The organism is Azospira sp. MPR-E4, from assembly GCF_058809645.1.
This window is the reverse complement of the sequence record NZ_JBXAST010000001.1, coordinates 124997-150730: the sequence shown is the minus strand read 5'-3', so window position 1 is coordinate 150730 and position 25734 is coordinate 124997. Positions and strand designations below refer to the sequence as shown.

Annotated in this window: 19 protein-coding genes; 3 read left to right on the top strand and 16 right to left on the bottom strand. The window is 65.3% G+C overall.

Features of this window, described 5'->3' with window-relative positions; genetic code table 11:
- The first annotated feature begins 96 nt into the window (after positions 1-96).
- Complete coding sequence (locus AC1RTA_RS00705; RefSeq protein ID WP_492783715.1) at positions 97-2016, top strand: putative bifunctional diguanylate cyclase/phosphodiesterase; 1920 nt, start codon at positions 97-99, stop codon at positions 2014-2016.
- A gap of 42 nt (positions 2017-2058) precedes the next feature.
- On the opposite strand, the gene AC1RTA_RS00700 is transcribed toward AC1RTA_RS00705, so the two are convergent.
- The 3 genes from AC1RTA_RS00700 to AC1RTA_RS00690 form a co-directional block, all read right to left on the bottom strand.
- On the bottom strand, positions 2059-2217 hold the full coding sequence (locus AC1RTA_RS00700) for a hypothetical protein (RefSeq protein ID WP_165397441.1): 159 nt from the start codon (positions 2215-2217) through the stop codon (positions 2059-2061).
- A gap of 5 nt (positions 2218-2222) precedes the next feature.
- A complete protein-coding gene (gene typA / locus AC1RTA_RS00695; RefSeq protein ID WP_014237477.1) occupies positions 2223-4037 on the bottom strand; it encodes a translational GTPase TypA in 1815 nt (604 codons plus the stop codon).
- Positions 4038-4307: 270 nt separating this feature from the next.
- Complete coding sequence (locus AC1RTA_RS00690; protein WP_014237476.1) at positions 4308-4694, bottom strand: group II truncated hemoglobin; 387 nt, start codon at positions 4692-4694, stop codon at positions 4308-4310.
- A 47-nt stretch (positions 4695-4741) separates the two neighbouring features.
- Here AC1RTA_RS00690 and AC1RTA_RS00685 point away from each other — a divergent pair, with 47 nt between their 5' ends.
- The gene (locus tag AC1RTA_RS00685) at positions 4742-6043 is read left to right on the top strand and encodes a sensor domain-containing phosphodiesterase (RefSeq protein WP_014237475.1); all 1302 of its coding nucleotides are present in this window, start codon (positions 4742-4744) and stop codon (positions 6041-6043) included.
- On the opposite strand, the gene AC1RTA_RS00680 is transcribed toward AC1RTA_RS00685, so the two are convergent.
- The 10 genes from AC1RTA_RS00680 to AC1RTA_RS00635 form a co-directional block, all read right to left on the bottom strand.
- The gene (locus AC1RTA_RS00680; RefSeq protein WP_492783724.1) at positions 6009-8252 is read right to left on the bottom strand and encodes a YgiQ family radical SAM protein; all 2244 of its coding nucleotides are present in this window, start codon (positions 8250-8252) and stop codon (positions 6009-6011) included. The genes AC1RTA_RS00685 and AC1RTA_RS00680 overlap by 35 nt on opposite strands.
- A 174-nt stretch (positions 8253-8426) precedes the next feature.
- Positions 8427-11426, bottom strand: a complete 3000-nt coding sequence (locus AC1RTA_RS00675; RefSeq protein WP_492783714.1) for a bifunctional diguanylate cyclase/phosphodiesterase — start codon at positions 11424-11426, stop codon at positions 8427-8429.
- Between the two features lie 129 nt (positions 11427-11555).
- Entirely contained in the window at positions 11556-13157 is a 1602-nt protein-coding gene (locus AC1RTA_RS00670) for a peptide chain release factor 3 (RefSeq protein ID WP_014237472.1), read from the bottom strand.
- Between the two features lie 201 nt (positions 13158-13358).
- Entirely contained in the window at positions 13359-14054 is a 696-nt protein-coding gene (locus AC1RTA_RS00665; protein ID WP_492783713.1) for a hypothetical protein, read from the bottom strand.
- A gap of 123 nt (positions 14055-14177) precedes the next feature.
- Positions 14178-14564, bottom strand: coding sequence for a hypothetical protein (locus AC1RTA_RS00660; RefSeq protein ID WP_492783712.1), 387 nt, complete (start codon positions 14562-14564; stop codon positions 14178-14180).
- 567 nt (positions 14565-15131) lie between these two features.
- Positions 15132-15623 (bottom strand): hypothetical protein, encoded by a 492-nt coding sequence (locus AC1RTA_RS00655; RefSeq protein WP_492783711.1) that lies wholly within the window; start codon positions 15621-15623, stop codon positions 15132-15134.
- A 91-nt stretch (positions 15624-15714) separates the two neighbouring features.
- Positions 15715-15909: a YodC family protein gene (locus tag AC1RTA_RS00650; protein ID WP_492783710.1), complete on the bottom strand. Its 195-nt coding sequence runs from the start codon at positions 15907-15909 to the stop codon at positions 15715-15717.
- Between the two features lie 70 nt (positions 15910-15979).
- A complete protein-coding gene (locus tag AC1RTA_RS00645; RefSeq protein ID WP_492783709.1) occupies positions 15980-16177 on the bottom strand; it encodes a hypothetical protein in 198 nt (65 codons plus the stop codon).
- A 165-nt stretch (positions 16178-16342) separates the two neighbouring features.
- Positions 16343-16723, bottom strand: coding sequence for a hypothetical protein (locus AC1RTA_RS00640; protein ID WP_492783708.1), 381 nt, complete (start codon positions 16721-16723; stop codon positions 16343-16345).
- A gap of 201 nt (positions 16724-16924) precedes the next feature.
- Positions 16925-19426, bottom strand: coding sequence for an ABC transporter permease (locus tag AC1RTA_RS00635; RefSeq protein ID WP_492783707.1), 2502 nt, complete (start codon positions 19424-19426; stop codon positions 16925-16927).
- 168 nt (positions 19427-19594) lie between these two features.
- Between AC1RTA_RS00635 and AC1RTA_RS00630 the strand changes: the two genes are divergently transcribed.
- Complete coding sequence (locus AC1RTA_RS00630) at positions 19595-20200, top strand: DUF5610 domain-containing protein (RefSeq protein ID WP_205230016.1); 606 nt, start codon at positions 19595-19597, stop codon at positions 20198-20200.
- Between the two features lie 102 nt (positions 20201-20302).
- Here the strand turns inward: AC1RTA_RS00630 and radA are convergent, their stop codons facing one another.
- The 3 genes from radA to alr all read right to left on the bottom strand — a co-directional run bounded on the left by radA (position 20303) and on the right by alr (position 25665).
- The gene (radA, locus tag AC1RTA_RS00625; protein WP_492783706.1) at positions 20303-21676 is read right to left on the bottom strand and encodes a DNA repair protein RadA; all 1374 of its coding nucleotides are present in this window, start codon (positions 21674-21676) and stop codon (positions 20303-20305) included.
- Positions 21677-21709: 33 nt separating this feature from the next.
- The gene (locus AC1RTA_RS00620) at positions 21710-24334 is read right to left on the bottom strand and encodes a PAS domain S-box protein (RefSeq protein WP_492783705.1); all 2625 of its coding nucleotides are present in this window, start codon (positions 24332-24334) and stop codon (positions 21710-21712) included.
- 239 nt (positions 24335-24573) lie between these two features.
- The gene (gene alr, locus AC1RTA_RS00615; protein ID WP_492783704.1) at positions 24574-25665 is read right to left on the bottom strand and encodes an alanine racemase; all 1092 of its coding nucleotides are present in this window, start codon (positions 25663-25665) and stop codon (positions 24574-24576) included.
- Positions 25666-25734: the final 69 nt, after the last annotated feature.

Genomic DNA, 25734 nt, shown 5'->3' with positions numbered 1-25734 from the left:
TGACGACACTGCCGCTGCCCGCCTCCGCCGGAGATCCATTCCGGCCGACAGGGCGCTCCGTCCACCCCGGCCCAGACCGTAGACCAGACTGAGTCCATGCCCCAGATCCTGCCCCTCATCCTCGGCACCGCCGACAGCACCCCGCCCCAGGGCGTCGGGCTGCACCGCAGCTGGCACTCCTGGCCGCCCCTGCTGTTGCTGGCCGCCTGCATCAGCGCCGGCCTGGCGGCGGTGTATGTGGAGCAGCTCTGGCTGTCCTGGCTCACCTTCCTCGCCTGCGGCGTTGCCGCCATCTGCAGCGTGCGGGAAATCGTCATCCTGCGCCGTGCCGCCCGGGCCTACGAACTGGCCATGGAAGGGGCCCACGACGGCATGTGGACCTGGAACCCCCTGAGCAAGGAGCTGACGGCCGGCCAGCGCCTCCACGCCATTCTCGGCTACGGCGAAAACTTCCTGATGGATACCCACGCCTGGCTGACCCTGGTGCATCCGGAAGACACGGCCCGCTACAACCGGGCAGTGTCCGAGCACCTCAAGGGGCTGACCCCCCATTTCTATTGCGAGTACCGAGTGCGGGCCAAGAGCGGCGAATACCGCTGGATCGCCTCCCGCGGCATCGCCGTGCGGGACGCCCGGGGCGTTGCCACCCTGATGGCCGGCTCCGTCACCGACATCACCGAGCGCAAGCTGCACGAGGAGCGCATGCGCTACCTGGCCCACCACGACCAGCTGACGGGCCTGCCCAACCGGCTGCTGCTGGCGGACCGCCTGCCCCAGGCCCTGACCCGGGCCAAGCGCCAGCAGAGCCGGGCCGCCGTACTGTTCGTGGACCTGGACCGTTTCAAGAACATCAACGACTCCCTCGGCCACAACCAGGGCGACCGCCTGCTGCAGAGCGTGGCCCGCCGCCTGCAGGAATGCCTGCGCCAGTCCGACACCATCGTGCGCCAGGGCGGCGACGAATTCATCGTCATCCTGGAAGACCTGCAGCTACCGGAACAGGCCGGCCAGATCGGCGCCAAGCTGCTGGAAACCCTGGCCAGCCCCTACCGGGAGGATGGCTACGACTTCTTCCTTACCGCCAGCATCGGCATCGCCCTCTATCCCGACGACGGCGACGACGCCGACACCCTGCTGCGCAACGCCGACACCGCCATGTACGAGGGCAAGTCCAGCGGCGGCAACACCGTGCGCTTCTACACCGGCCGCATGAACGAGCGCCTGCAGTCCCGGGTCAGCCTGGAGAACGGCCTGCGCCGGGCCCTGGAGCGCGACGAGCTGCAGCTCCACTACCAGCCCCAGATCGACCTGGCCAGCGGCCGCCTGCTGGGGGCCGAAGCCCTGCTGCGCTGGAACGACGGCGGCCGCCTGATCCCGCCGGACCAGTTCATCCCGGTGGCCGAGGAAACCGGCCTCATCGTCCCCATCGGCCTCTGGGTGCTGGACACGGCCATCGCCCGGGCCGCCGCCTGGCGCCGCCACTGGCAGCTGCGGCAAGGCATGGGGGCGACGCCGCCGCGCATCGCCATCAATCTCTCGGCGCGCCAGTTCTGGGGTGGCGGCATCGCCGAGCACGTGCTGCTGCGCCTGGAACGGGAGGGCCTGCCGCCCTCCACCATCGAACTGGAAGTGACCGAATCCGTGCTGCTGCGGCAGGAGGCCGACTGCCTGGAGGAACTGCGGCGCCTGCGGGAGGCCGGCGTCGGCCTGGCCCTGGACGACTTCGGCACCGGCTATTCCTCCCTCTCCTACCTGCGCCTGCTGCCCATCGACACCCTGAAGATCGACAAGTCCTTCATCTTCCCCCTGGACGAGGATCAGGACGGGGAAGCGGCCGCCATCGTGCGCGCCATCCTGGCCATGGCCCACACCCTGGGGCACAAGGTGGTGGCTGAAGGCGTGGAGCGGCAGACCCAGCTGGAATTGCTGCGGGCCATGGGCTGTGACAGTTTCCAGGGCTATCTGGAAAGCCGCCCCCTGCCGCCGGAGGCCTTCCTCCAGCGCTATTGCCCCTGAGAGGGCCGGTGCGGGCGAATTGATCAGACTTCCGGACGGAAGTCAGTAATAGACGCGGCAGAAGCCGCTGGCGGTGACAGGCTTGGCGACGGTGCCGAGCCAGAAGAAGAAAAGACAAAGGGCGGCCACGAAGGCCGCCCAGCGCACCGCCCGCCGGTGCCGGGCAAGGAATGCGCGACAGGGCAGGCAGCGGTTCAGCATGAGGCTCAGGCGTCGGAACGGGCCGCGCGCTTGCGGTCGTTCTCGGAGAGGTGACGCTTGCGGATGCGGATGGACTTGGGCGTGATTTCCACCAGTTCGTCGTCGTCGATGAATTCGACGGCGGACTCCAGGGTCAGCTTGATCGGGGTGGTCAGACGCACGGCCTCGTCGGTGCCGGAAGCACGCACGTTGGTCAGCTTCTTGCCCTTGATGGGGTTCACCACCAGATCGTTTTCCCGGCTGTGGATGCCGATGATCATGCCTTCGTACAGCTTGTCGCCGGGGCTAACGAACATGCGGCCCCGATCTTCCAGGTTCCACAGGGCGTAGGCCACTGCCTCGCCGTTTTCCTGGGAGATCAGCACGCCGTTGTGGCGGCCGGGCAGGTCCGGCTTGACGGGCTTGTAGTCGTCGAAGATGTGGCTCATCAGACCGGTGCCGCGGGTCATGGTCATGAAGTCGGACTGGAAGCCGATCAGGCCCCGGGCGGGAATGTGGTATTCCAGACGGGTGCGGCCCTGGCCGTCGGATTCCATATTGGTCAGCTCGCCGCGGCGACGGCCCAGTTCTTCCATGACGGCGCCCTGGTGGGAATCTTCCAGGTCGATGGTCAGGTTTTCGTAGGGTTCGCACTTCTCGCCGTCGATGTCCTTGAAGACGACGCGGGGCTTGGCCACGGCGATTTCAAAACCTTCGCGGCGCATGTTTTCCAGCAGGATGGTCAGGTGCAGCTCGCCCCGGCCGGAAACGCGGAAGACGTCGGAGTCGGCGGTGTCTTCGACGCGCAGGGCCACGTTGGTCAGCAGTTCCTTGGTCAGGCGGTCGCGGATCTGGCGGCTGGTGACGAACTTGCCTTCGGTGCCGGCCAGGGGGGAGGAGTTCACCATGAAGTCCATGGTCAGGGTGGGCTCATCCACGGTCAGCATGGGCAGGCCGACGGGGTTGTCCTTGTCGGCGATGGTCAGGCCGATACCGATTTCCTCGATGCCGGAGATGATGACGATGTCGCCGGCCTCGGCCAGTTCCACCGGCACCCGGTCCAGGCCCTGGAAGCCCAGCACCTGGTTGATGCGGCCGGAAGCCACCTGGTCACCGTGGTTCATCACGGCCACGGCCTGGCCGGGCTTGATGCGGCCGTTGAGCACGCGACCGACGCCGAGACGGCCGGTATAGGTGGAGTAGTCCAGGGCAGCGATCTGCAGCTGCAGGGGAGCCTCGGGATCGCCGGCGGGGGTGGGCACGTGGGACAGCACGGTCTCGAACAGGGGACGCATGTCGCTGGACTCTTCTTCCAGGGACAGCTTGGCGAAGCCGTTGAGGCCGGAGGCGTAAATGATGGGGAAGTCCAGCTGCTCGTCGGTGGCGCCCAGCTTGTCGAACAGGTCGAAGGTTTGGTCCACCACCCAGTCGGGACGGGCACCGGGACGGTCCACCTTGTTGATCACGACGATGGGACGCAGACCCAGGCCCAGGGCCTTCTTGGTGACGAAGCGGGTTTGCGGCATGGGGCCTTCGACGGCATCCACCAGCAGCACCACGCCATCCACCATGCCCAGCACCCGTTCCACTTCGCCGCCGAAGTCGGCGTGCCCCGGGGTGTCCACGATGTTGATGTGGGTGCCTTCGTATTCGATGGCGGTGTTCTTGGCCAGAATGGTGATGCCCCGTTCCTTTTCCAGGTCGTTGGAGTCCATCACCCGCTCGTCCACCTGCTGGTTTTCGCGGAAGGTGCCGGATTGGCGGAGGAGCTGGTCCACGAGGGTGGTCTTGCCGTGGTCCACGTGGGCAATGATGGCGATGTTACGGATCGGACGGGACATGAAGATTCGCTAAAAAAAGAATTCGGTGGGGAAGATGGGGCGTTGGCGGTCAACAGCGGCCAACCCTTTTTTGGAAGGCCGTGATGATAGCACAATCAGCCCCTTGTTTTTGCAGCGCAATATGGTTTTTTACGGGCCATCACGGACAGGGGCGCCAGTACTGCCCCTCCGCCCAGGCCATGCCGAAAGGCCCGTCCCGCCTGCCCCGGCGGGCAGACACCGGGCGCCGGGAGGCCCCGACACCCCGGCGATGCTGCCGGCGGGGACGCCCTAGCCTTCCCGGTTGCGCATGAAATCGGCGGTGTTGTAGAAATTGACGCCCAGCTTGAGGCGCAGGGCTTCCTCCACCCCCACCTCCTCCATGGCCCGCACCATGCACTTGACCCACTGGTCCCGGGACTCGGTGCCGATGGAAAAGGGCATGTGCCGGGCCCGCAGCCGCGGATGGCCGAACTGCTGCACGAACAGGTCGGGGCCGCCGAGCCAGCCGGAGAGGAACATGAACAGCTTGTCCCGGGAACCGTCCAGGGTGGGCGGATGCATGGCCCGCAGTTCGGCGAACTCGGGCTCCAGGTCCATCAGGTCATAAAACCGGTCCACCAGTTCCCGCAGGGATTGGGGGCCGCCCAGCATTTCATAGGGGGTACGCTCTTGCATATGACTTTTGGTCTAGAATGTTGAGAACTTTGTCCAGGAACTTCATTTTGAACAGTTATTGCATCCCGACCATCATTGGCGAGTCGGGATATGCCGAAATAATCGCCGCCCTGGAGCCGGCGCAAAACGGGGAGCCTGCCGGCAGCCGCATCGGCCGTTTCGGCGATGTGGCCATTTCCAGCCATTTCCAGCCCATTTTCAGCCTTTCCCACCGGCGCATCGTCGGCCACGAGGCCCTGATGCGCGGCCATGGCCCGGGACAGACGCCCATCTCCCCCCTGGACCTGCTGGGGCGGGCGAACCGGGATTATCCCACGTTGTTGCACCTGGACCGTCTGGCCCGGGCCACCCACCTGCACAATTTCGCGGCCCAGCCGGAGGCCGACGGCTGGCTGTTCATCAACATGTCGCCGGAAGTCTTCCTCAACGGCCCCAACCTCAAGGCCGACGAACTGGTCAGCGCCCTGCTGCGGGACACAGGCCTGGCGCCCCAGCGCCTGGTGATCGAGGTGCTGGAGGAGGCGGTGCAGGACAACAGCCGCTTCCAGGCCGCCGTGGAATTCTTCCGCAGCCTGGGCTTCCTCATCGCCCTGGACGACTTCGGCGCCGGCCACTCCAATTTCGACCGGGTGTGGAGCATCCGCCCCGAAATCGTCAAGCTGGACCGTTCCATCATCGTCCAGGCGGCCGCCGACCCCAAGATCCGCCGCACCCTGCCCCAGATCGTCTCCCTCTTGCACGAAGCCGGTGCCATGGTGCTGATGGAGGGGGTGGAAACCGCCGACGAGGCCTACATCGCCCTGGAGTCCGACGTGGATTTCGTCCAGGGCTACTATTTCGGCCGCCCTGCCCCCCGGGTCAGCACCGACGCCAGCGCCGGCCTTGCGGTGAACGACCTGTGGCAGACCTTCGATGCCCGCTGGCTGCGGGACAAACGCAGCTACCACGAGAACATCGCGCCCTATTTCAACGCCCTGGGCTACGCCTCGGTGCTGCTCTCCGCCGGCCGCTCCCTGGAGGAGGCCTGCGCCTCCTTCCTGGAACTGGAAAATGCCGCCTTCTGCTACCTGCTCGACGCCCAGGGCCAGCAGATCGGCACCAACCTGTGGAGCAGCGACGCCTCGCCCAACCAGGACGCCCGCTTCGCCCCCCTGGCCAAGACCAAGGGCGCCCGCTGGGCCCGCCGGCCCTACTTCCGCCGGGCCGTGGAGAATTTCGGCAAGGTCCAGGTGACCCGGCCCTACCTCTCCATCTCCAGCGCCAGCCTGTGCGTCACCCTCTCCTGCAGCTTCAAGGTGAACGGGGAACTGCAGGTTATTTGCGGCGACGTCCGCTGGGAGCAGCGCTAGGCTTGGCTCCCGGACGGGGCGTGCCGCGAGGGCCCGCCCCTTCTGCCTGACGCCGCGCCTGGCATGAAGAGCCACGTCCTACCTGGCCCCCAGCCTTGCCTGCTGCCGGCTTCCGAATGCCGCCCTGGGGCCGGCCCGCAGCGCCGTCCCGCGCCTCCCGGGCGTCCCGCCGCACCATAGCCTCGGCCTTCATGCCGGTGCCCGGGGGCTGGAAGATGGGAATCAGGTGCCGCTTGCCGTTGCCGATGAGGTCGGAGCGGCCCATCTCCTTCAGGGCCTCCCGCAGCAGGGGCCAATTCTCCGGGTCGTGGTAGCGCAGAAAAGCCTTGTGCAGCTTGCGCTGGCGTCCGGCCCGGGCCGTCTCCACCACTTCCGAGCCGCGCCCCACCTTCTTCAGCGGATTCCTGCGGCTGTGCCACATGGTCGTCGCCAGAGCCATGGGCGTGGGCAGGAAGGTCTGCACCTGATCCAAGCGGAAGTTGTTGTGCTTCAGCCACAGAGCCAGGTTGAGCATGTCCTCATCGGTGGTGCCCGGGTGGGCGGCGATGAAGTAGGGAATCAGGTACTGCTCCTTGCCCGCCTCCTTCGAGAACTTCTCGAACATCTGCTTGAAGCGTTCGTAGGTGCCGATGCCCGGCTTCATCATCTTGTTGAGGGGCCCCTCCTCTGTGTGCTCCGGGGCGATCTTCAGGTAGCCGCCGACATGGTGGGTCACCAGTTCCTTGACGTACTCGGGCGACTGCACCGCCAGGTCGTAGCGCAGGCCGGAACCGATGAGCACCCTTTTGACCCCGGGAATGGCCCGGGCCTTGCGGTACAGGCTGATCAGGTGGGAATGGTCGGTGCCCAGGTTCTCGCAAATGCCGGGGAAGACGCAGGAGAGGCGGCGACAGGAGGACTCGATCTTCTTGTCCTTGCAGGCCAGACGGTACATGTTGGCGGTGGGGCCGCCCAGGTCCGAGATGGTGCCGGTGAAGCCCGGAGTCTTGTCCCGGATTTCCTCGATCTCGTGCAGGATGGAATCTTCCGAACGGCTCTGGATGATGCGCCCCTCGTGCTCGGTGATGGAGCAGAAGGTGCAGCCGCCGAAGCAGCCGCGCATGATGTTGATGGAGAAGCGGATCATCTCCCAGGCCGGGATTTTCGCATCGCCGTAGGACGGGTGCGGTGCCCGGGCGTAGGGCAGGCCGTAGACGTGGTCCATCTCCGGCGTGGTCAGGGGAATGGGCGGCGGGTTGAGCCACACATCCCGCTCGCCGTGGGCCTGGACCAGGGCCCGGGCGTTGCCGGGGTTGGATTCCAGGTGGAAGGTGCGGGAGGCATGGGCGTACAGCACCGGGTCCTCCACCACCTGCTCGTAGGAAGGCAGGCGCACCACGGTCTTGGCCCGCTGCTCCTTGCGCGCCGCCACCCGCTCGGCGGCGGGGACGAACTTGAGGGGCAGCACCGCCACCTCGCCGCCCTGCTCCGCTGCCTGGGCCTGGGCGGCAAAGGGCGGGGCGCTGCGGGGGCCGCTGTCACCCATGGCATAGGGATCGGGATGGGCATCCACCTTGCCGGGAATGTCCACGCTGGTGGAATCCACCGCGCCCCAATCCTCGCCTGGCAGCCAGCCCTTGGGCACCATGAAGGCGGTGCCGCGCAGATCGCGGACGTCGCCGATTTTCTCGCCCCGGGCCAGGCGGTGGGTCAGTTCCACCAGGGCCCGTTCCGCATTACCGAAAATCAGCAGGTCGGCCTTGGAGTCGGGCAGCACGGAACGCCGCACCTTGTCGCTCCAGTAGTCGTAATGGGCGATGCGGCGCAGGGAGGCCTCGATGGAGCCGAGCACCACCGGCGTCCCCGGATAGGCTTCCTTGGCCCGCTGGGCATAGACGGTGACGGCCCGGTCGGGGCGTTTGTTGGGCTCGGCGTTGGGGGTGTAGGCGTCGTCGGAGCGGATTTTCCGGTCCGAGGTGTAGCGGTTCACCATGGAATCCATGTTGCCGGCGGTGATGCCGAAGAACAGGTTGGGCTTGCCCAGGCGCTTGAAGTCTTGCGCCGAATGCCAGTCCGGCTGGCTGATGATGCCGACGCGGAAGCCCTGGGCCTCCAGCAGGCGGCCGACCAGGGCCATGCCGAAGCTGGGGTGGTCGATATAGGCATCGCCGGTGACCAGGATCACGTCGCAGGAATCCCAGCCCAGCTTGTCCATCTCCTCCCGGCTCATGGGCAGGAAGGGGGCGGTGCCGAAGCGCTGGGCCCAGTATTTGCGGTAGGAGGTAAGAGGCTTAGGCGATTCCATGGTGGCGACGAGAGGGGCTAATGAGGGCCAAGGCCCGCCGCCGCCCGCGGGCAACGGCAAATGAAAGGGGCCGGGGCGCCGCCAGGGCTCCCCGGAACATCAGATTGCTTCGGCTCCGGCAGCCAGCAACTCGGGCACCTGGAGCGCCGGCACCGGTCGGCTGCAGAGGAAGCCCTGGAATTCGTGACACTGGTGCAGCCGCAGGAAGTCGAGCTGCTCGTTGGTTTCCACGCCTTCGGCAATGACCTTGCGTTCAAGTTCCCCGGCCATGGCGATGACCATGCGCACGATGGCCGCGTCGCCCTGGCTGCTCACCACATCGCGGATGAAGGAGCGGTCGATCTTGATCTTGTCGATGGGGAAACGCTTGAGATAGGACAGGCTGGAATAGCCGGTGCCGAAGTCGTCGATGGAAAGCCGCACGCCCAGGCACTTCAGCTCTTCCAGGATGCCCACCATGCGTTCCGGCTCCTGCATGATGACGCTCTCGGTGATCTCCAGCTCCAGCCAGCGGGGCGCCAGGCCGGAGGTCATGAGGGCGGCGGAAACCATGGCCACCAGGTCGTTTTCCTGGAACTGCAGGGCGGAAAGGTTGACCGCCACCACCATGGGCGGCAGGCCCTGGTCCTGCCACTGGCGGTTCTGCCGGCAGGCCTCCTTCAGGACCCAGGCGCCGATGGGCAGGATCAGCCGGGTTTCCTCCGCCAGGGGAATGAAGTCCGCCGGCGAGACCATGCCCAGTTCCGGATGATTCCAGCGCAGCAGGGCCTCGAAGCCGTTGATCTGGCCGCTGCCGATCTCCACCTGGGGCTGGTAGTGCAGTTCCAGCTGGTCCAGCTGCAGGGCCAGGCGCAGTTCGCTTTCCAGGCGCAGGCGCTCCACCACCCGCTGGTTCATTTCCGGCGCGAAGAAGTGGTAGGAATTGAGGTTGCTGTTCTTGGCGTGGTGCATGGCCGTATCCACGTTGCGCAGCAGCAGGGCCACATCGTTGCCGTCCTGGGGGAACAGGGTGATGCCGGCGCAGGCGGTGGTCACCACGTCGCTGCCCTGCATCTGGATCGGATGGGCCAGGATGTCCAGCAGATGGCGCACCACGGTGGCCACGGAACGGCTGTCGTCGCGGCCGTCGATGAGGATGCCGAACTGGTCGCCCCCCAGGCGCCCCAGGATGTCGTGGGGCCGCAGGCCCTTGCGCAGCCGCTCGCCCACCCGGCGCAGCAGCTCGTCGCCGGCGGCGTGGCCGAAGGCGTCGTTCACCCGGCTCAGCTGGTCCAGGTCCAGCAGCACCAGGGCGCCCTGGCAGCCCTCCTGCAGCCACTCGCCGAGGATGCGGGAGAACCACTGCCGGTTGGGCAGGGTGGTCAGCTGATCCACGTTTGAGAGGGTTTCGATCTGGGCCTGGGCCGCCTTCTTTTCCGACAGGTCGGTGACGAAGGCCACCTTGTTCACGATGGCGCCCTGCTCATTGACGATGGCGCCGATGTTGCACCACACCGGGCAGTCGCTGCCGTCCTTGCGCCGGGCGATGGCCTCGCCCAGCCAGTTCTCGCCCCGGTCCAGGGTGGCGCGGATCTGGGCGCGGAAGTCGGGTTCGTTGCAGGGCGAGGCGAGGAAATCCGGTAGCTGGCCGGCGCTCTCCTCCACCGTATAGCCGGACAGCTCGGCAAAGGCGTTGTTGAAGGTGACGATATGGCCGCTGGCATCCAGGATCAGGATGGCCTCGATGCTGTGGTCGAAAACGTGGGTGATGAGGCGGCGCCGCTCCTCCGCCTCGTAGCGGGAGGAAATGTCCCAGGCGACACCCGCCAGGGCCCGCACCTGGCCGGCGGCGTCGAACACCGGCGCCCGCAGGAACTCGAAGGGCACCCGGCCCCGGGGCAGGTCCAGCCACACCTCTTCCCGCAGGGGGCTGCGGGCCTCGATCACCCGCAGGCGCCCTTCCGTCATGCGGCGGGTTTCCTCCTCCGAGAACAGGTCTTCCACCCTGTGGCCGATGACCTCTTCCATGGGGCGGCCGGCATAGCGGCAGAAGGCCTCGTTCACCGACAGATAGGTGCCTTGTGTATCCAGCAGCCAGGCCGGATCGGGAATGGCGTCGAGCAGGGCCAGGCTTTCCCGGTTCTTCTCCTCGGCCGCCCGGCTCATGCGCTGGGCCAGGGCCGTGGCCGCCGAGAAGCGCCGGTGCCAGACCAGCACGGTGAAGGCCAGGGCCACGGTCAGCACCAGGCCGAGGCAGGCATAGATCAGGGCCCGATGCCGCCAGGAAGCGAGGACGTCGTCGATGGCATAGCCGACGGTGACGAGGAAATCGTGCTCCGGCAGGGCGCGGAAGACGAACAGGCGGTCCATGCCGTCCAGCTCGCCGGTGCGGATGAAGGAGCCGCTGGTCTCACCCCGTTGCAGGAAATCCTGGGTCGGGCTGTTCGCCACCGGCTGCCCCATGCGCGCTTCCAGGTGGGGCCAGCGGGCCATCAGGCGCATGTCCCGGGTCCACAGGGCGATGGTGTCCCGGGGGCCCAGGTTGAGGGTGCCGAACAGGGATTCGAAATACTTCACCCGCAGGGAGGCCAGCACCACGCCCTGGAAGGTACCCCCTTCATCCTGCAGGCGGCGGGCCGCCACCAGCACCCAGTCGCCGGTGACCCGGGACTGCATCGGCCCCGACACCACCAGGCCGGCACCGGGCTGGTCCTGGAGCAGGCGGAAATAATCCCGGTCGGCGATATTGACGTTGCTGGCCAGGACGCCGGAAGCGTCGTAGATGTAGCGCCCCTGGGTGTCGGCGACGCGGAAACTGAGGGCCTCGGGGAACATGCCGAGGGAGCGGTTCAGTTCCGGCTCCAGCTCCTCCCGGGGGCGTCCTGCCGCCACCGCATATTGATGGCGGCGGACGAACTCCTGCAGGCGCAGGTCCACCTTCTGGATGGAGCCCTGCAGGCTGCTCTCCAGCACCCGGGCGAGGGCCTCGCCCTGGCGCCGGGCCGCATCCATGGCCATTTCCCGTGATTGCAGCACGTCCATGGAAATCCATACGACCAGCCCCAACCAGAGCAGCCCGACCAGCGTCGCCAGCAGATAGGTGGAGCGCCGCAAGGGCATCCGGAGTTCCTTGAAAAATAGGGAGTTTGAAGCGGGGATTGTACGCCGCAGGCCGCGGCGAACCAAGCAGGACGGGGCTTCGGGCCGACCCGAAGCCCCCGCGGGGATTGGCGTTCCGCCCGCCCCCGTTTAGCCCCGGTTGCCCAGGGTCACCGTGTGTTCCCGGGTGGCGTGGAACTGCACGCTGGGGTAGCGCTCCTGGGTCAGATCCAGATTGACCCGGGTCGGCGCCAGATAGGCCAGGCTGCCGGAGGCATCCGTGGCCAGGTTGCCCATGTTCTCCCGCTCGAAGCGGTTGAAGTCCTCGGCCTTGTCGCAGGTCACCCAGCGGGCGCCGAAGAGGGACTTGTTCTCCAGCAGGATTTCCACCCCGTACTCGGCCGCCAGACGGTGGGCCACCACCTCGAACTGCAGCACGCCCACGGCCCCCAGCACCACTTCGTAGCCGGAAAGGGGCTTGAACACCTGGATGGCGCCCTCCTCCCCCAGCTGCTCCAGACCCTTCTGGAACTGCTTGATCTTGGAGGGGTTCTTCGGCCGGGCGGCGCGGAACATTTCCGGCGCAAAGTAAGGAATGCCGGTGAAGTGCAGGTTCTCGCCCTCGGTGAAGGAATCGCCGATTTCGATGCTGCCGTGGTTGAACATGCCGATGATGTCGCCCGGGTAGGCATCGTCAATGGTGGCGCGGCGCTGTGAAAGGAAGGCCACCACCTGGGTCGCCCGGATTTCCTTGCCGGTACGCACCTGCCACAGCTTCATGCCCCGCTCGAAACGGCCGGAACAGACGCGCAGGAAAGCCACCCGGTCCCGGTGGGCCGGGTCCATATTGGCCTGGATCTTGAAGATGAAGCCGGAGAACTTGCCCTCTTCCGGCGCCACGGCCCGCTCGGCGGATTCCCGGGTCTTGGGCGGCGGCGCGTTGGCCACCAGGGCATCGAGGATTTCCCGCACGCCGAAGTTGTTGATGGCGGAACCGAAGAACACCGGCGTCAGCTTGCCGGAGAGGAAAGGCTCGGCCTCGAACTGGTGGGCGGCAGCCAGCAGCTCCAGGTCTTCCTTGAGCTTGGCGATTTCCATGGAGAAACCGGCCAGGGACGGATGATCCAGGCCCTTCACCACTTCCGCATCCTTGCCTTCGCCCGGGGTGAACAGGGCCACGGAATCGCTGGCCAGGTGATACACGCCGCGGAAGGTCTTGCCCATGCCGATGGGCCAGGTCACCGGCGCGCACTGGATCTTCAGCACCGATTCCACCTCATCCAGCAGCTCGAAGGGGTCGCGCACTTCCCGGTCCAGCTTGTTGATGAAGGTGAGAATGGGCGTGTCGCGCATGCGGCACACATCCAGCAGCTTGATGGTCTGGGGCTCCACGCCCTTGGCCCCGTCGATTACCATGAGGGCCGAGTCCACGGCGGAAAGCACCCGGTAGGTGTCTTCCGAGAAGTCCTGGTGGCCCGGGGTATCGAGCAGGTTGATGACGCAGTCCCGATAGTCGAACTGCATCACCGAGCTGGCCACGGAAATGCCCCGCTGTTTCTCGATCTCCATCCAGTCGGAAGTGGCATGGCGACCGCTCTTGCGGGCCTTCACCGTACCGGCAGCCTGAATGGCGCCGCCGAACAGCAGCAGCTTTTCGGTCAGGGTCGTCTTACCCGCATCCGGGTGCGAAATGATGGCAAAGGTCCGCCGCCGCTGGGCTTCCGCGGCAATGGCCTGGAGTTCTGCGCTCATGGAAAAACTTTCAGGGGAATCAAGGTAACTGCGCAAGGCCGGCGGCAAGCGAAAACGCCCCCGACCGGCTGATCAAGGGGCGGGATTGTACCACTGAGGGGGTGGGAGACTGGAGAAAGGGCCTAACTTGCTAGCTCAGGGGCGCGAAGCCGGCTTGCCGGCGAAGCATTCCTCTGGAGCGGCGGGTTAGCCATCGCATATCTACTGCTCTCGCGGTGGCAGATTTGCCGTGCAGGACTGCAATGAGTTAGCCGCGTCCTCGACGAACGCAGACAAAACTGACTCAGCTTCGGCTTCAGAATCCGGGCCAAGAGGCTCCTTAAAGTAGCGAAGTCCTACGACCTCGATCCGATCCCGTCCATGAACAAAAAGACGATGAATAGAGAGAGAGGTAAGCAGCCCGTCTGGACGGATTGCGATAGAGCGGGCAAATGGGAACGGCGATTCTTTTTGCCCTTCTTTCATGTTACGCACCGTTAACACAAGAGAAGGGCCAAGCAAACCTGTGACCTGAGTTTGCTTGAAATAGTTGGGGTAAGCCTCTACGCTCTTCTGATTCCGGGCGGCCAAATTTCCAATTTCAACTTCGACAGTACGGCCTGCGGGAACGGTTGACGCCACCACATAGAGTGCCGTCAAGTCCCTGTACGCTGCGCGGCTGAAGTAAAGCGTGTTGTTGTTATACATTGCCTCAGCCAATGCCTCTGCATCAGTCGCCCGCGGGAATTTGAGACAGAGAACATTTCCGAAGCGATGCTGCCCATCCCACACTTTCTGGTCGGCAGAAAACCTTGCCTCAAGAAACTTGGACGAGAGTTGAAACGATTGCTGCGCATACGCGACGTGCGTTCCAAACGTTGCGGATACAGCAAGTGCGATGGATAGTGGCGTTTTCATGGCTGCGGGAGTCTGCTGTGATGGCTAACGTTGAATTAAACGGCGCGCCGCTTGCGGCGCGTCCGAGCGACCGCAGGGAGCGTTTTTGAATGTGATGTTAGGTGTGAGGTGTGCTCAAGGCTGCTACCAAACTTCGATAGAAGGGGTGAATTCCCCTTTTTTGTCTGTATGCCATGCGCGCATTTTGATGCGTGACGGAATAAAGCTGTCACCCTTGTACTCTGGTTCGACTGTGAGTTTGTTGATTTGCCCCTCACTTACAAAACGAACAAGAGTGCCGGTAAGACGGTTCTTGATTTCGGAAATGCCAGGAGGAACAAATACCGAGTTTTTCGGCATGTCTTTCCCTCCAAACTCGCTTGGAAAAAGCAATATTTTTTCGAGTTTCCCCTGCGCGTACAGCGCTTCTGCTTTTTCTCGGTTAGTTACATCAGAGAAATCGAGGCCGGTGCCAGCGTGCACAGTAGTTGCTCCAAGACAGATGAACAGCAAGGGAAGTAGTTTCTTCATAAATACACCTAACGTTGAACGTAACGGGCGCATGAGCGCAGCGAAGGGAACCAAACTGTGCAGTAGTTTGGCGTCCCGTTGACGGACTTGTTAGGCGCGGCGCCATTTTGGAAACTAGTCATAGCGAAATACGGCATTCGCAGAGCCGCCATTCTTCAGGGATAGCGATAATGACTTCCACGCTCCGCCCGTATGCGCTCGCATAGCCTTGTGGAGCTCGGCAACGAGAGCTGGAACTCTGTAATTTGGGTCGTTCAAATACGCTCCGACCTTCACTCCGCTCAGCATGTACGAAAACTCAGAATCAACAGACCAGCTGCCATCTTCTTCGACAAAGTAGTCGAGAATGCAATTTACCTCCTCGAAGTCTCCGGGTGCGCTTGCGTACAGGAACGCAGATATTTCGGAAAGTATGTCGGTTTGCGCTTCGATTGGGCTAGACATTGCTTCCGCCTAACGTTTGACATGAGGGGCCGCCGTAGCGGCAACGCCGCGAAGGGAACCTGCAAGCGCAGCTTGCAGGCGGTACCTCTCGACGGAATTGTTAGGCGTATACGGCATGCTCTTCTATCCTTGATCGAAGCTGAGGTAGTTAAGATTGCCGTTAACGACCCAGACGACACACCAAGTATTTACGTTGCTTTCATCAGTGAAGAGAAGCGTGTGCTCTAACGATATGGTGTCTTGAAACGCCTTTTTCTTGGCGTTAACAAAGTTGCAACTGTCACCATTTATATCGCTCGGTGTTTCATCATCACTCACAAGCCACGCGAAGTCTTCACCCCACTCTGGATTTGAAAGCACTTCCTTCGGCGGCTTCAAATTCAGCTTGCCAATAACCAATGACCAATCAGATGGAGTGAACTTGCAGCGGATAGCAAGCCTGTCATCGACGCCAATGCCCCCGCTATAGAAATTCAGTGAGTAGTCGAGCCCATTAGGCTCTGGATTAAAGCCCAAGACGTTCTTGATGATGCGGGTCGCCTTTTCTCTATCAGCATCGGAACTGTTGTAGCGGTGATCAACCCCATCATAGGGATGCATGTCAGTGTCTTTCATCGAGACGCCTAACGTTGTAGGTAAGGGGCGCTGTGCGGCGCTTTATCGCGCAGCGTCCAGCGGCCGAAGGGAGCGGCCTTGACCGCAAGTGTTAGGCCGATTTTTCAACTTTGCGCAGTATTTCTGGCGCAAACGTTTCTTTATTGAGCTTCTTTCCTTCGAACCATGTGCATTGCACAACCGGCACCTTCTGCCCGTGAGGAAATTCCTTTTCTCCGATAAAGGAAACCGTCATTGCAGGCCCCCCACTGTTCAATTGAACCACTTCACCTACTTGAAAATTCATATCCCCCCTTTTGTAGTGATACAGATAGGTTGTGTGCCAGACGCGGAATCGCAGACTTGTTTCGAGCTGCTCAGTCCACAAATCCGTGATAGTGACCGACCGAAATAACAGCATCTACAAAACGCTTTGCAGTCACGCGATCCATGATTACGCTCTTGCCATCTACTGTTAGGTAAATGCTGTCTTCGGGATAGAAAGAAGAACGCCCGAACTCAATGTCTAGCGAAGTTTCGCCGCCTTGATCGAGTATGGTTTCTTCGAAATACATGGTAGTTGCCAAAATTAATCTCCTTTGGGTTGGGCTATAAAATTCACTGGGGCGTGGTGGCCTAACATTCGAGGTGAGGGGCCGCCGAAGCGGCGAAGCCGCGAAGGGAACCGAGAAGCGCCGCTTCTCGGCGGTCCCTCTCGACCGATGGGTTAGGCCCCGGTTTCAGACATCGAGACGTAAGAATTTGAACTCCACGGGGCCTTCACAAGGGATTTCGCCAATCTCAATGCGAAAGCCAAGAACCTCGATTAAACCGGCATCCCGATCGAGGACGCGCCCAGTTCCTTGATACGCATATGGCCCAACTTTCTCCAGCTTCTGTTTCGACTTCTCGATCTTTTCGTCTTCCGGCCAGTCAGAAAGATACGCGGCACGTACAACGCCATCTAGGGCGGACAGATGATTGTCGATTTGATCTCCAACATGAAGATCACAAGGCCAGCAAAATGCAACGATCTCTGCTGAGTCGCTGCGAAGAGTGACGGCGGCGGATTCATCGCCAGGTGCGTATGGTGCAACGCTTGAAACGAGCAAAGTGTTCACAGGGACCTAACTAGTAGTAGACGAAAACGTCCAATAAAACGGGGACGCGTCCAATAAGCTGGAATACCGGACAAACCACAAGCCAGCAACCATGCGGCATTCCACTTCCTTATTACTTATTTGCATAATTCTCCCCGCCTACAAACCGGACATTCCTGACAAACAATCATACGTCATACCCAACCTACTCCCCAAACCGCCTCACCCCCCAGCCCTTAGCGCCTCCATCGGTGGCACCCGCAGCAGGCGGGAGGCGGCCAGCCAGCCGGCCAGGGTCACCGCCAGGGCCGCGCCGACGATGGCTGCCGGGAAGACCCACGGTGCGAACTGGTACTCCAGATTGAAGACCTTGGCGGCCAGGAGCCAGCCGACGCCGTGGCTGCCGGCGGCGGCGATCAGGCCCGACAGAGCGCCGACGGCGGCGAATTCGGCCAGGAGGGCGCCCCGCAGTTGCTGGCGGCCGGCGCCCAGGGCGCGCAGCACCGAGAGTTCGTAGCGCCGCTCGTCGTGGGAGGCGGCCAGGGCGCCGTAGAGGACGATGATCCCGGCGGCCAGGGTGAACAGGAAGACGAACTGCACGGCCCGGGATACCTGATCCAGCACCGATTGCAGCTGGCGCACGATGGCCGCCACATCCACCACCGTCAGGTTGGGGAAGCGTTTGACCAGTTCACCCACCCGGTTGGCGGCGTCGTCGGGCAGGTGGAAGCTGGTGATGTAGCTGGCCGGGTACGGTTCCAGCACACCGGGCGGGGCGAGGACGAAGAAATTGACCCGCATGGAATCCCAGTTGAGCTTGCGCAGGCTGGTGACGGTGAGATGCACCGGCTCGCCGGCCACGGTAAAGGTCAGCTCGTCCCCCACTTTCACGCCCAGGGTTTCGGCCAGGCCCTTTTCCACCGAGGCGCTGCCTTTGCCATCCTTCCCCTGTTCGCCGGGGGCGAACCAGCGGCCCTGGGTGATGCTGTTGCCGGGAGGCAGGTCGGCGGCCCAGGAGAGGTTGAATTCCCGCTCCACCAGGCGTTTGGCCCGGTCGTCTTCATAGTCCGCCGGGGTCACGGGGCGGCCGTCGATGCCGGTGAGGCGGCCCCGCACCATGGGCAGGAGTTCGGCGCGGATGCCCATGCGCCCCAGGGCCTCCCCCACTTCCTGGCGCTGCTCGGGCTGGATGTTGATGACGAAGCGGTTGGGCGCGTCCGGCGGCGAGGCCTGGCGCCAGGCCTGCATCAGGTCGCCCCGGGTGACGGTGAGCAGCAGCAGGGCCATCAGGCCCAGGGACAGGGCGACGATCTGGGCCACGCTGGACAGGGAACGCCGCTCCAAACCGGCCAGGCCGTAGCGCCAGCCGAAGCCCACCGCCGGCCCGACCCGGCGCAGGGGCTTGAGCAGGGCCAGGGCCAGACGGGCGATCAGGGCGGTGAGGCCCAGGGCGGCGGTGAAGCCGCCGGCGGCGTAGGCCCCCAGCTTGGGCTCGCCTGCGGCCCAGAAAAGCAGGCCGGCCAGGGCCGCCAGGCCAATGCCGTAGGTGGCGAGGATGGAGGCGTCCGGCTCCCCCAGTTCCCGCCGCAGCACCCGCAGGGTGGGCACCTGGCGCAGTTGCAGGAGGGGCGGCAGGGCGAAGCCGAAGAGCAGCACCAGCCCGGCCACCAGCCCCTGCAGGGCGGGCCACAGGCTGGGTGCCGGCAGGGGCGCGGCCAGCAGGTTGGCCAGCCAGGCGTGGAGCACGAAATGGGCGCCGAAGCCGATGGCCAGCCCCACTGCCGAAGCGGCCAGGCCGAGAATGAGGAACTGGCCCAGGTAGAGCCCCAGCACCTGGCCCTGGGGCGCCCCCAGGCAGCGCATGACGGCGCAGGGATCGAGATGGCGCTGCAGGTAGCGGCGGATGGCCAGGGCCACCCCGGCGGCGGCCAGCACCACGGCCAGCAGGGCGGAAAGGCCGAGAAACTGCTGGGCCCGGTCCACCGCGGTGCGGATTTCCGGGCGGGCATTGCTGGCGTCCTCCACCCGCTCGCCCCGGGTCAGGCGGGGCTCGGCCCAGCGGCGGTAGTCGGCCACCGCCCGGTCCGGGCCGGCCAGCAGCAGGCGGTAGGCGACCCGGCTGCCGGGCTGGATCAGCCGGGTGGCGGGCAGGTCGGCCAGGTTCATCATCAGCCGGGGGGCGACGCTGAAGAAATTGACGCCCCGGTCCGGCTCCAGGGTCAGCACCCCGGCCACGGTGAAGCGGGCCTGGCCCAGGTTGAGGCTCTGCCCCGGCCCGCTGCCGAACTGGGTGGCCAGGCGCTCGTCCAGCCATACCGTGCCGGCCTGGGGCCCGCCCTGGATCTCGCTGTCGGGCGCCCCCAGGCCAGGAGCCAGGCGCAGCTTGCCCCGCAGGGGATAGGCGCTGGAGACGGCCTTGATATCTGCCAGCTGGGCCCCCTCCTCCCCCGTCACCATGCTCGGGAAAACCTGGGTCTGGGCCATCTGCAGGCCCCGCCGCGCCGCCTCGGCGGCAAATTCCGGGGCCAGGGGATGGTCGGAGGTCAGCAGCAGGTCCGCCCCCAGCAACTGGCGGGACTCCCGCTCCAGGGCCTGGCGCACCCGGTCGGTGAAAAATCCGACGGAACTGATGCTGGCCACCGCCACCACCAGGGCCAGGGCCAGCAGGCGCAATTCACCGGCCGAGAAATCCCGGCGCAGGAGGCGGAATGCGAGTGAAAACATGGACAACTCCGGCGAAACGAGCCGCAACGGCACCGGACAACCCCACGGAGAGCCGCGCCAGGCTTGAATCTACAAAAAAAGGTAAAGAAACGTTCAAGTCATTGAAAAAAATGACGTTATGGCAGATAGAGCGAGAAATGCGACCGCCAATATATTTCGGAGACTATCATGCCCAACGACATCGCCGCCCCCCAGGGGCCCAGCCAGCAGACTGCCAGCGCCAACAGCGGCAATTCCCGTGTTTATCCCCAGGAAGAGCATCGGGCGTTGAAGGTCGATACGGCCACCAAGCAGTTCAAGGTCGGCATTCTGGAATCCGCCCTGCAGGTTTCGATCCAGGCCGGCAACGACTCCCAGGCCCTGCTCTTCCGCACCGCCATCGACCGCATCAACGAGGTGCTGGGCATTTCCGAGGGCCCCGACGCGCTGCAGAAGGCCGCCAGCCAGGACAACTCCCCGGAGGCCACCGCCGCCCGCATCCTCTCCTTCACCACCGGTCTTTACGCCGCCTATGCCGCCAAGCGGCCCGACGACGATCCGGAACAGGTGGCATCCGACTTCGTGGACGTGATCCGCAGCGGCTTTGAGAAGGGTTTCAACGAAGCCAAGGACATCCTCAAGGGCCTCAACGTTCTCAACGGCGAGGTGGAAGCCGGCATCAACAAGACCTACCAGCTGGTGCAGAAGGGCATGGACGACTTCCTCGCCCAGTTGCGCAAGCCGAAGGAAGAAGCCCCGGCAGCGACGGCAACCACGCCCAGCGCCACAGCCTGAACCCGGCGGCCACGCCGCCCTCCCCACGCAAAACGGCGGCCCCTGGCCGCCGTTTTCTTTGTAGCGTCAGCGGGCGCCGTACCGCAGCACCCTGGGCCCGCTCTACTCCCAGTCCCGCAGCCGCTCCACCGCCTGTTCGATGCGGCTCACCGCCACCACTTCCAGCCCGGGAATGGGCTGGCGCGGCTTGTTGGCCTCGGGCACCAGGGCCCGGGTGAAGCCCAGCTTGGCCGCTTCCTTGAGCCGTTCCTGGCCCCGGGGCGCCGGGCGGATCTCGCCGGCCAGGCCCACTTCGCCGAAGACCACCAGCTTTTCCGGCAGGGGCCGGTTCTTCAGGGAGGAAATGATGGCCAGCAGCACCGGCAGATCCGCCGCCGGTTCGCTGATCTTGACCCCGCCCACCGCATTGACGAAGACGTCCTGGTCGAAGCAGCCGATGCCGGCGTGGCGGTGCAGCACCGCCAGCAGCATGGCCAGCCGGTTCTGCTCCAGACCGACGGAAAGGCGCCGCGGGCTGCCGCCCATGGTGGTATCCACCAGGGCCTGGATTTCCACCAGCAGGGGCCGGGTGCCTTCCTGGGTCACCAGGACGCAGGAGCCGGCCACCTCCTGGCCGTGCTGGGAAAGGAACAGGGCCGAAGGGTTGGAGACGCCCTTGAGACCCTTGTCGGTCATGCCGAAGACGCCCAGTTCATTGACCGCGCCGTAGCGGTTCTTCACCGCCCGGATGAGGCGGAAGGAGGAATGGGTGTCGCCTTCGAAGTACAGCACCGTATCCACGATGTGTTCCAGCACCCGGGGCCCGGCCAGGGCCCCTTCCTTGGTCACGTGGCCCACCAGGATCACGGTGACGCCGGTCTGCTTGGCCAGCCGGGTCAGCTGGGCGGCGCATTCGCGCACCTGGGCCACGGAGCCGGGAGCCGAGGTGAGCTGGTCGGACCACAGGGTCTGGATGGAGTCGATCACCGCCACCTGGGGCTTTTCCGTCTGCACCACGCCGAGGATGCGTTCCAGGTTGATTTCCGCCAGCAGGGGCAGGCGCTCCACGTCCAGCTGCAGGCGCCGGGCCCGCAGGGCCACCTGCTGCCCCGACTCTTCGCCGCTGACGTAGAGCACCTTGTGCTGGGGCGCCAGGGCGGCCAGGGCCTGCAGCAGCAGGGTGCTCTTGCCGATACCCGGGTCGCCGCCGATGAGCACCACGCCGCCGGCCACCAGGCCGCCGCCCAGGGCCCGGTCAAATTCGGACAGGCCCGTGGGCAGGCGCGCCGCCTCCCGGGTCTCGATCTCGGAGAGGGCCTGCAGCTTGGGCGTGCCGGGGGCCAGGGATTCGAAACGGTGGCCGCCGCCCTTGCCGCCGGCCTCGGCCACGGTTTCCACCAGGGTGTTCCAGGCATTGCAGGCGGAACACTGGCCCTGCCATTTGGGGGACTGGGCACCGCATTCGGTGCAGGTATAGATGCTTTTCGTCTTCGCCATGATGGGCGGGAGGATACACCAGGGCGGCGGCGATCAGGATTCCGGGGCCGGCTGGGGCGGCCGGGCCAGCACCCAGCGGTTCTTGCCGGCCCGCTTGGCCTCGTACATGGCGCCGTCGGCGGCCTGCACCAGCATGTCGGGGCTGGCGTAGGCCTGGTGGAACAGGGCCACGCCGATGCTGGCGCTGACCTGGCAGCGCTGGCCCAGGATGTCGAAGGGCTGCACCAGGGCCTCCAGCACCTTGTTGGCGGCGGTCACCGCATCCTCGTCCTGGCGCACCCCGTGCAGCAGCACGGTGAATTCGTCGCCGCCCATGCGCGCCGCCGTGTCGGACTGGCGCAGGGTCTGTTTCAGGCGGTAGGCGAAGGCCGCCAGCAGCAGGTCGCCGGCCTGGTGACCCTGGCTGTCGTTCACCGCCTTGAAGCCGTCCAGGTCCAGCACCAGCACCGCCAGGCCTTCCTGGTAGCGCTGGGCGCGGAAGAAGGCCTGCTGCAGGCGGTCGAAGAACAGGGTGCGGTTGGGCAGGTCGGTGAGCAGGTCGAAGTGGGCCAGGTGTTCCAGGCGCTGCTCGATGCGCTTGCGTTCGGAAATGTCGTGCTTGATGGCGACGTAGCGCACCACGGCGCCCTGCTCGTTCTTCACCGGGGCGATGGTGAGCAGTTCGTGGTAGAGCATGCCGTCCTTGCGCCGGTTCACCACCTCGCCTCGCCAGGGGTTGCCGGAGGTGATGGTGCCCCACAGCTGGCGGTAGAAATCCGCATCGTGCACCCCGCTCTTGAAGCGGGAAGTGCGCTGGCCCAGGACCTCCTCCAGGCTGTAGCCGGTCATGTCGCAGAAGGCCGGGTTGGCGTATTCCACCACGCCGTTGGCATCGGTGATGATGACTCCCTCCGCCGCCGCATCCACGGCCACGCTGCGGGACTGCAGTTCCTGGCGCAGTTTGCGCTCGGCGGTGATGTCCCGGGTGATGCCGAGCAGGCCGGTGAGGTGCCCCTCGTCGTCCCGCAGCACATTGACGATGGCGTCGGTCCATACGGTGGAGCCGTCCTTGCAGGGCTGTTCCAGCTCCCAGTGGTGCTTCAGCACCTGGCCGGTGCGCAGCAGGTAGGCGAAGCCCTCCGCCGCCTGGGCCATGGAATCCGGGGTCAGGGCCTCGGCCATGGACTGTTGCAGCACCTCCTCCGGGGTGTAGCCCCGCAGCCGTTCCACCGACGGGCTGATGTAGGTGAAGCGGCCGTTGAGGTCCATGGTCCAGATGACGTCGTAGGCCGATTCGGCCAGGGTGCGGAAACGCTGCTCGCTCAGGCCCAGGGCCATCTCGGTGCGCTTGCGCTGGGTGATGTCGTGGAAGGAGAGGACGATGGCCTCCCGTCCCTCGAAGTCGATGCAGGCAGCCGACATCAGCACCCACACCGGCTTGCCCTCCAGGCCCTGCAGCTGCACCTCGAAGCCCAGCCAGCGGCCGCCGCGGCGGTGCAGCTCGTCCACCATCTGCTGGCGCTGTTCCGGGTTGCGCCAGAAGCCCTGGGCCGGCCGGCCGACGACGTCGTGACGGGAGACGCCGTAGTACTCCTCGGCACAGCGGTTGATGTAGAGCAGTTCGCCGTCGGCTTCGGGACGGGTCACCGCCACCGGGAAAGGCGCCTCCTCCATCAGTCCCAGGCAGTTCCTGGCGCTGCGGCGCAGGCGGCGCATGTAGCGGCGCACCAGCACCACCACCAGGGCGACGGCGACCAGGGCCCCCATGCCGGCGGCGAACCACAGGCTGGACTGGCTACCGCTGCCAGCGTTGCCACCCTCGCCCGCGTAGAGCAGGTCATCCAGGGACAGGTCCCGGGGCAGCAATCCCAGGTCGGCGTAGGTGTCGGCCATGTGGCGCCAGCGGCCAACGTGGAAATAGCCCGGCTCCACCAGCTGGGCCTGCACCAGGGGCACCATCTGCTCAGCCTCGAAGGCCAGGTGGTCCCGGCTGTGGCGCCGGCCGTAGTGCTTGAGGATGTAGTCGATGACCTCCTGGGGATGGGCCATGGCATAGCTCCAGCCCTTGAGGCTGGCGGCGCGGAAGGCCTTGAGCCGCTCCGGATGCTGGCGCAGTTCGGCCTGGGTGGAGAACAGGTTGTCGCCGTAGAAATCCAGGCCGCTCGATTCGGGCGTGAACACCACCACCCGCTCGCCCTGCTTGCGCAGTTCGTAGAGTTCGTCGGTGCGGTAGATGGAAAGGGCGTCCACCCGGCCGTCCAGCAGGTCCTGCACGGTCTGGCTGTGGGGCTCCAGGGCCAGGCTATCCGTATCCACCCGCTCCCGGCCCAGGTAGCCGAGCAGTTCGTTGGCCCCCGGCTCGATCATCACCTTCTTGCCGTTGAGGTCGTGGATGTTGCGGATGCCGGCGGCCCGGCGGGCGGCGATGGCCAGGGGCGAATGCTGGAAGATCACCGCCAGCACCAGCACCGGCGCCCCCCGGTGGTAATGCACCAGCAGGTCGCTGGTGCCGACGCCGTACTGGGCCTTGCCCTCCAGCACCGCCTGCACCGCATCCTGGCCCGGCTCCGCTTCCCGGATATCCACCGCCAGGCCCGCCTCCCGGTAGTAGCCCTGCATCTGGGCGGCGTAGTAGCCGGCGAACTGGAACTGGTGGCGCCAGCGCAGTTGCAGCGTCACATTCTCCAGGGCCTGGGCCGGCGCGGCCGGCAGGATGAGGAGCAGAAACGTCAGGCAGGCGGAAAGATGCCGGCATAGCGGCAAGAGCGGACGGCTGGACGGCGAATGGCGCAAGACGGCTCCCCAGGGGCGGGCCGGAAAAAAGGGCCCGGATCAACCCCAAATTCTAGGCTGGGAGCGGAAAAATGAGCGTGACACAGGTCGCACCGGGGCAAAAAAGCCGCCGGCGCTTGCCTGACCTAGTTGCCGATCCAGCGCACCGGCACCCGGGGCGCCAGGGCGCAGAAAAGCTCGTAGCTGATGGTACCGGCGGCGGCGGCCACCACGTCCGCCGGCATGCCCTTGCCCCACAGGGTAACGGGGGAGCCGACACCGGCCTGGGGCAGATCGGTGAGATCGCAGAACAGCATGTCCATGGAAACCCGTCCCGCCGTCACCGTGGGCCGGCCATCCACCAGGATCGGCGTGCCGGGCGGCGCATGGCGCGGGTAGCCGTCGGCATAGCCGCAGGCGACGATGCCGATGCGGCTGGGCCGGGTCGCCTCGAAGATGCCGCCGTAGCCCACCCGCTCCCCGGGGGCCACGTCCTGCACCGCCAGGATTTCGCTTTCCAGGGTCATCACAGGCTTCAGGCCCAGCTCCTCGGCGCTGACCTCGGCAAAGGGACTGCCGCCGTAGAGCAGGATGCCGGGGCGGGCCCAGCCCTGCACCGCCTCCTTGTGCCGCAGCAGGGCCGCCGAATTGGCCAGGGACACCTCGCCCTGCCAGCCGGCGGTCCAGGCGCGGAAGCGCTCCAGCTGCCAATCCACGCCCCGGGCCCCGTCGGCCTCGGCGAAGTGGGTCATGTAGGTCACCGGGCCGATGGCCCGGCTGCGGGCGAGAAAGGCCTGGGCAGCCGGCCAGGTCTGCGCGGTGAAGCCGAGGCGGTGCATGCCGGTATTGAATTTGATGAACACCGGCAGCTTCACCGGCAGGCCGGCGGCCTCGATGGCTTCCAGCTGTTCCAGGCGGTGCACCGCGGGAATGATGCCCAGTTCCGCCACCGCCTCCAGGTCTTCCGGCTGGAAGAAGCCTTCCAGCAGCAGGATCGGTTCCCGGATGCCGGCTTCCCGCAATTTCGCCGCCTCGCTCAGGTCCAGCAGGGCAAAGCCGTCGGTGAGACCGGCCAGGGCCTGGGCCACCGGCAGCATGCCGTGGCCGTAGGCATTGGCCTTGATCACGGCGAACAGGCGGGCGGGACCGGCAACACCCTGGTCGGCATGTTGGCGGGCCACGGCGAGATTGTGCTTGAGCGCCCCCAGATCGATGGTGGCGCGGATGGGACGGGGCATGGGCGGGAACGGTGATGGATGAAGAAGATGGCGCGCCGCGGGCGGGCGCAGGCGGCCATATTACGCCAA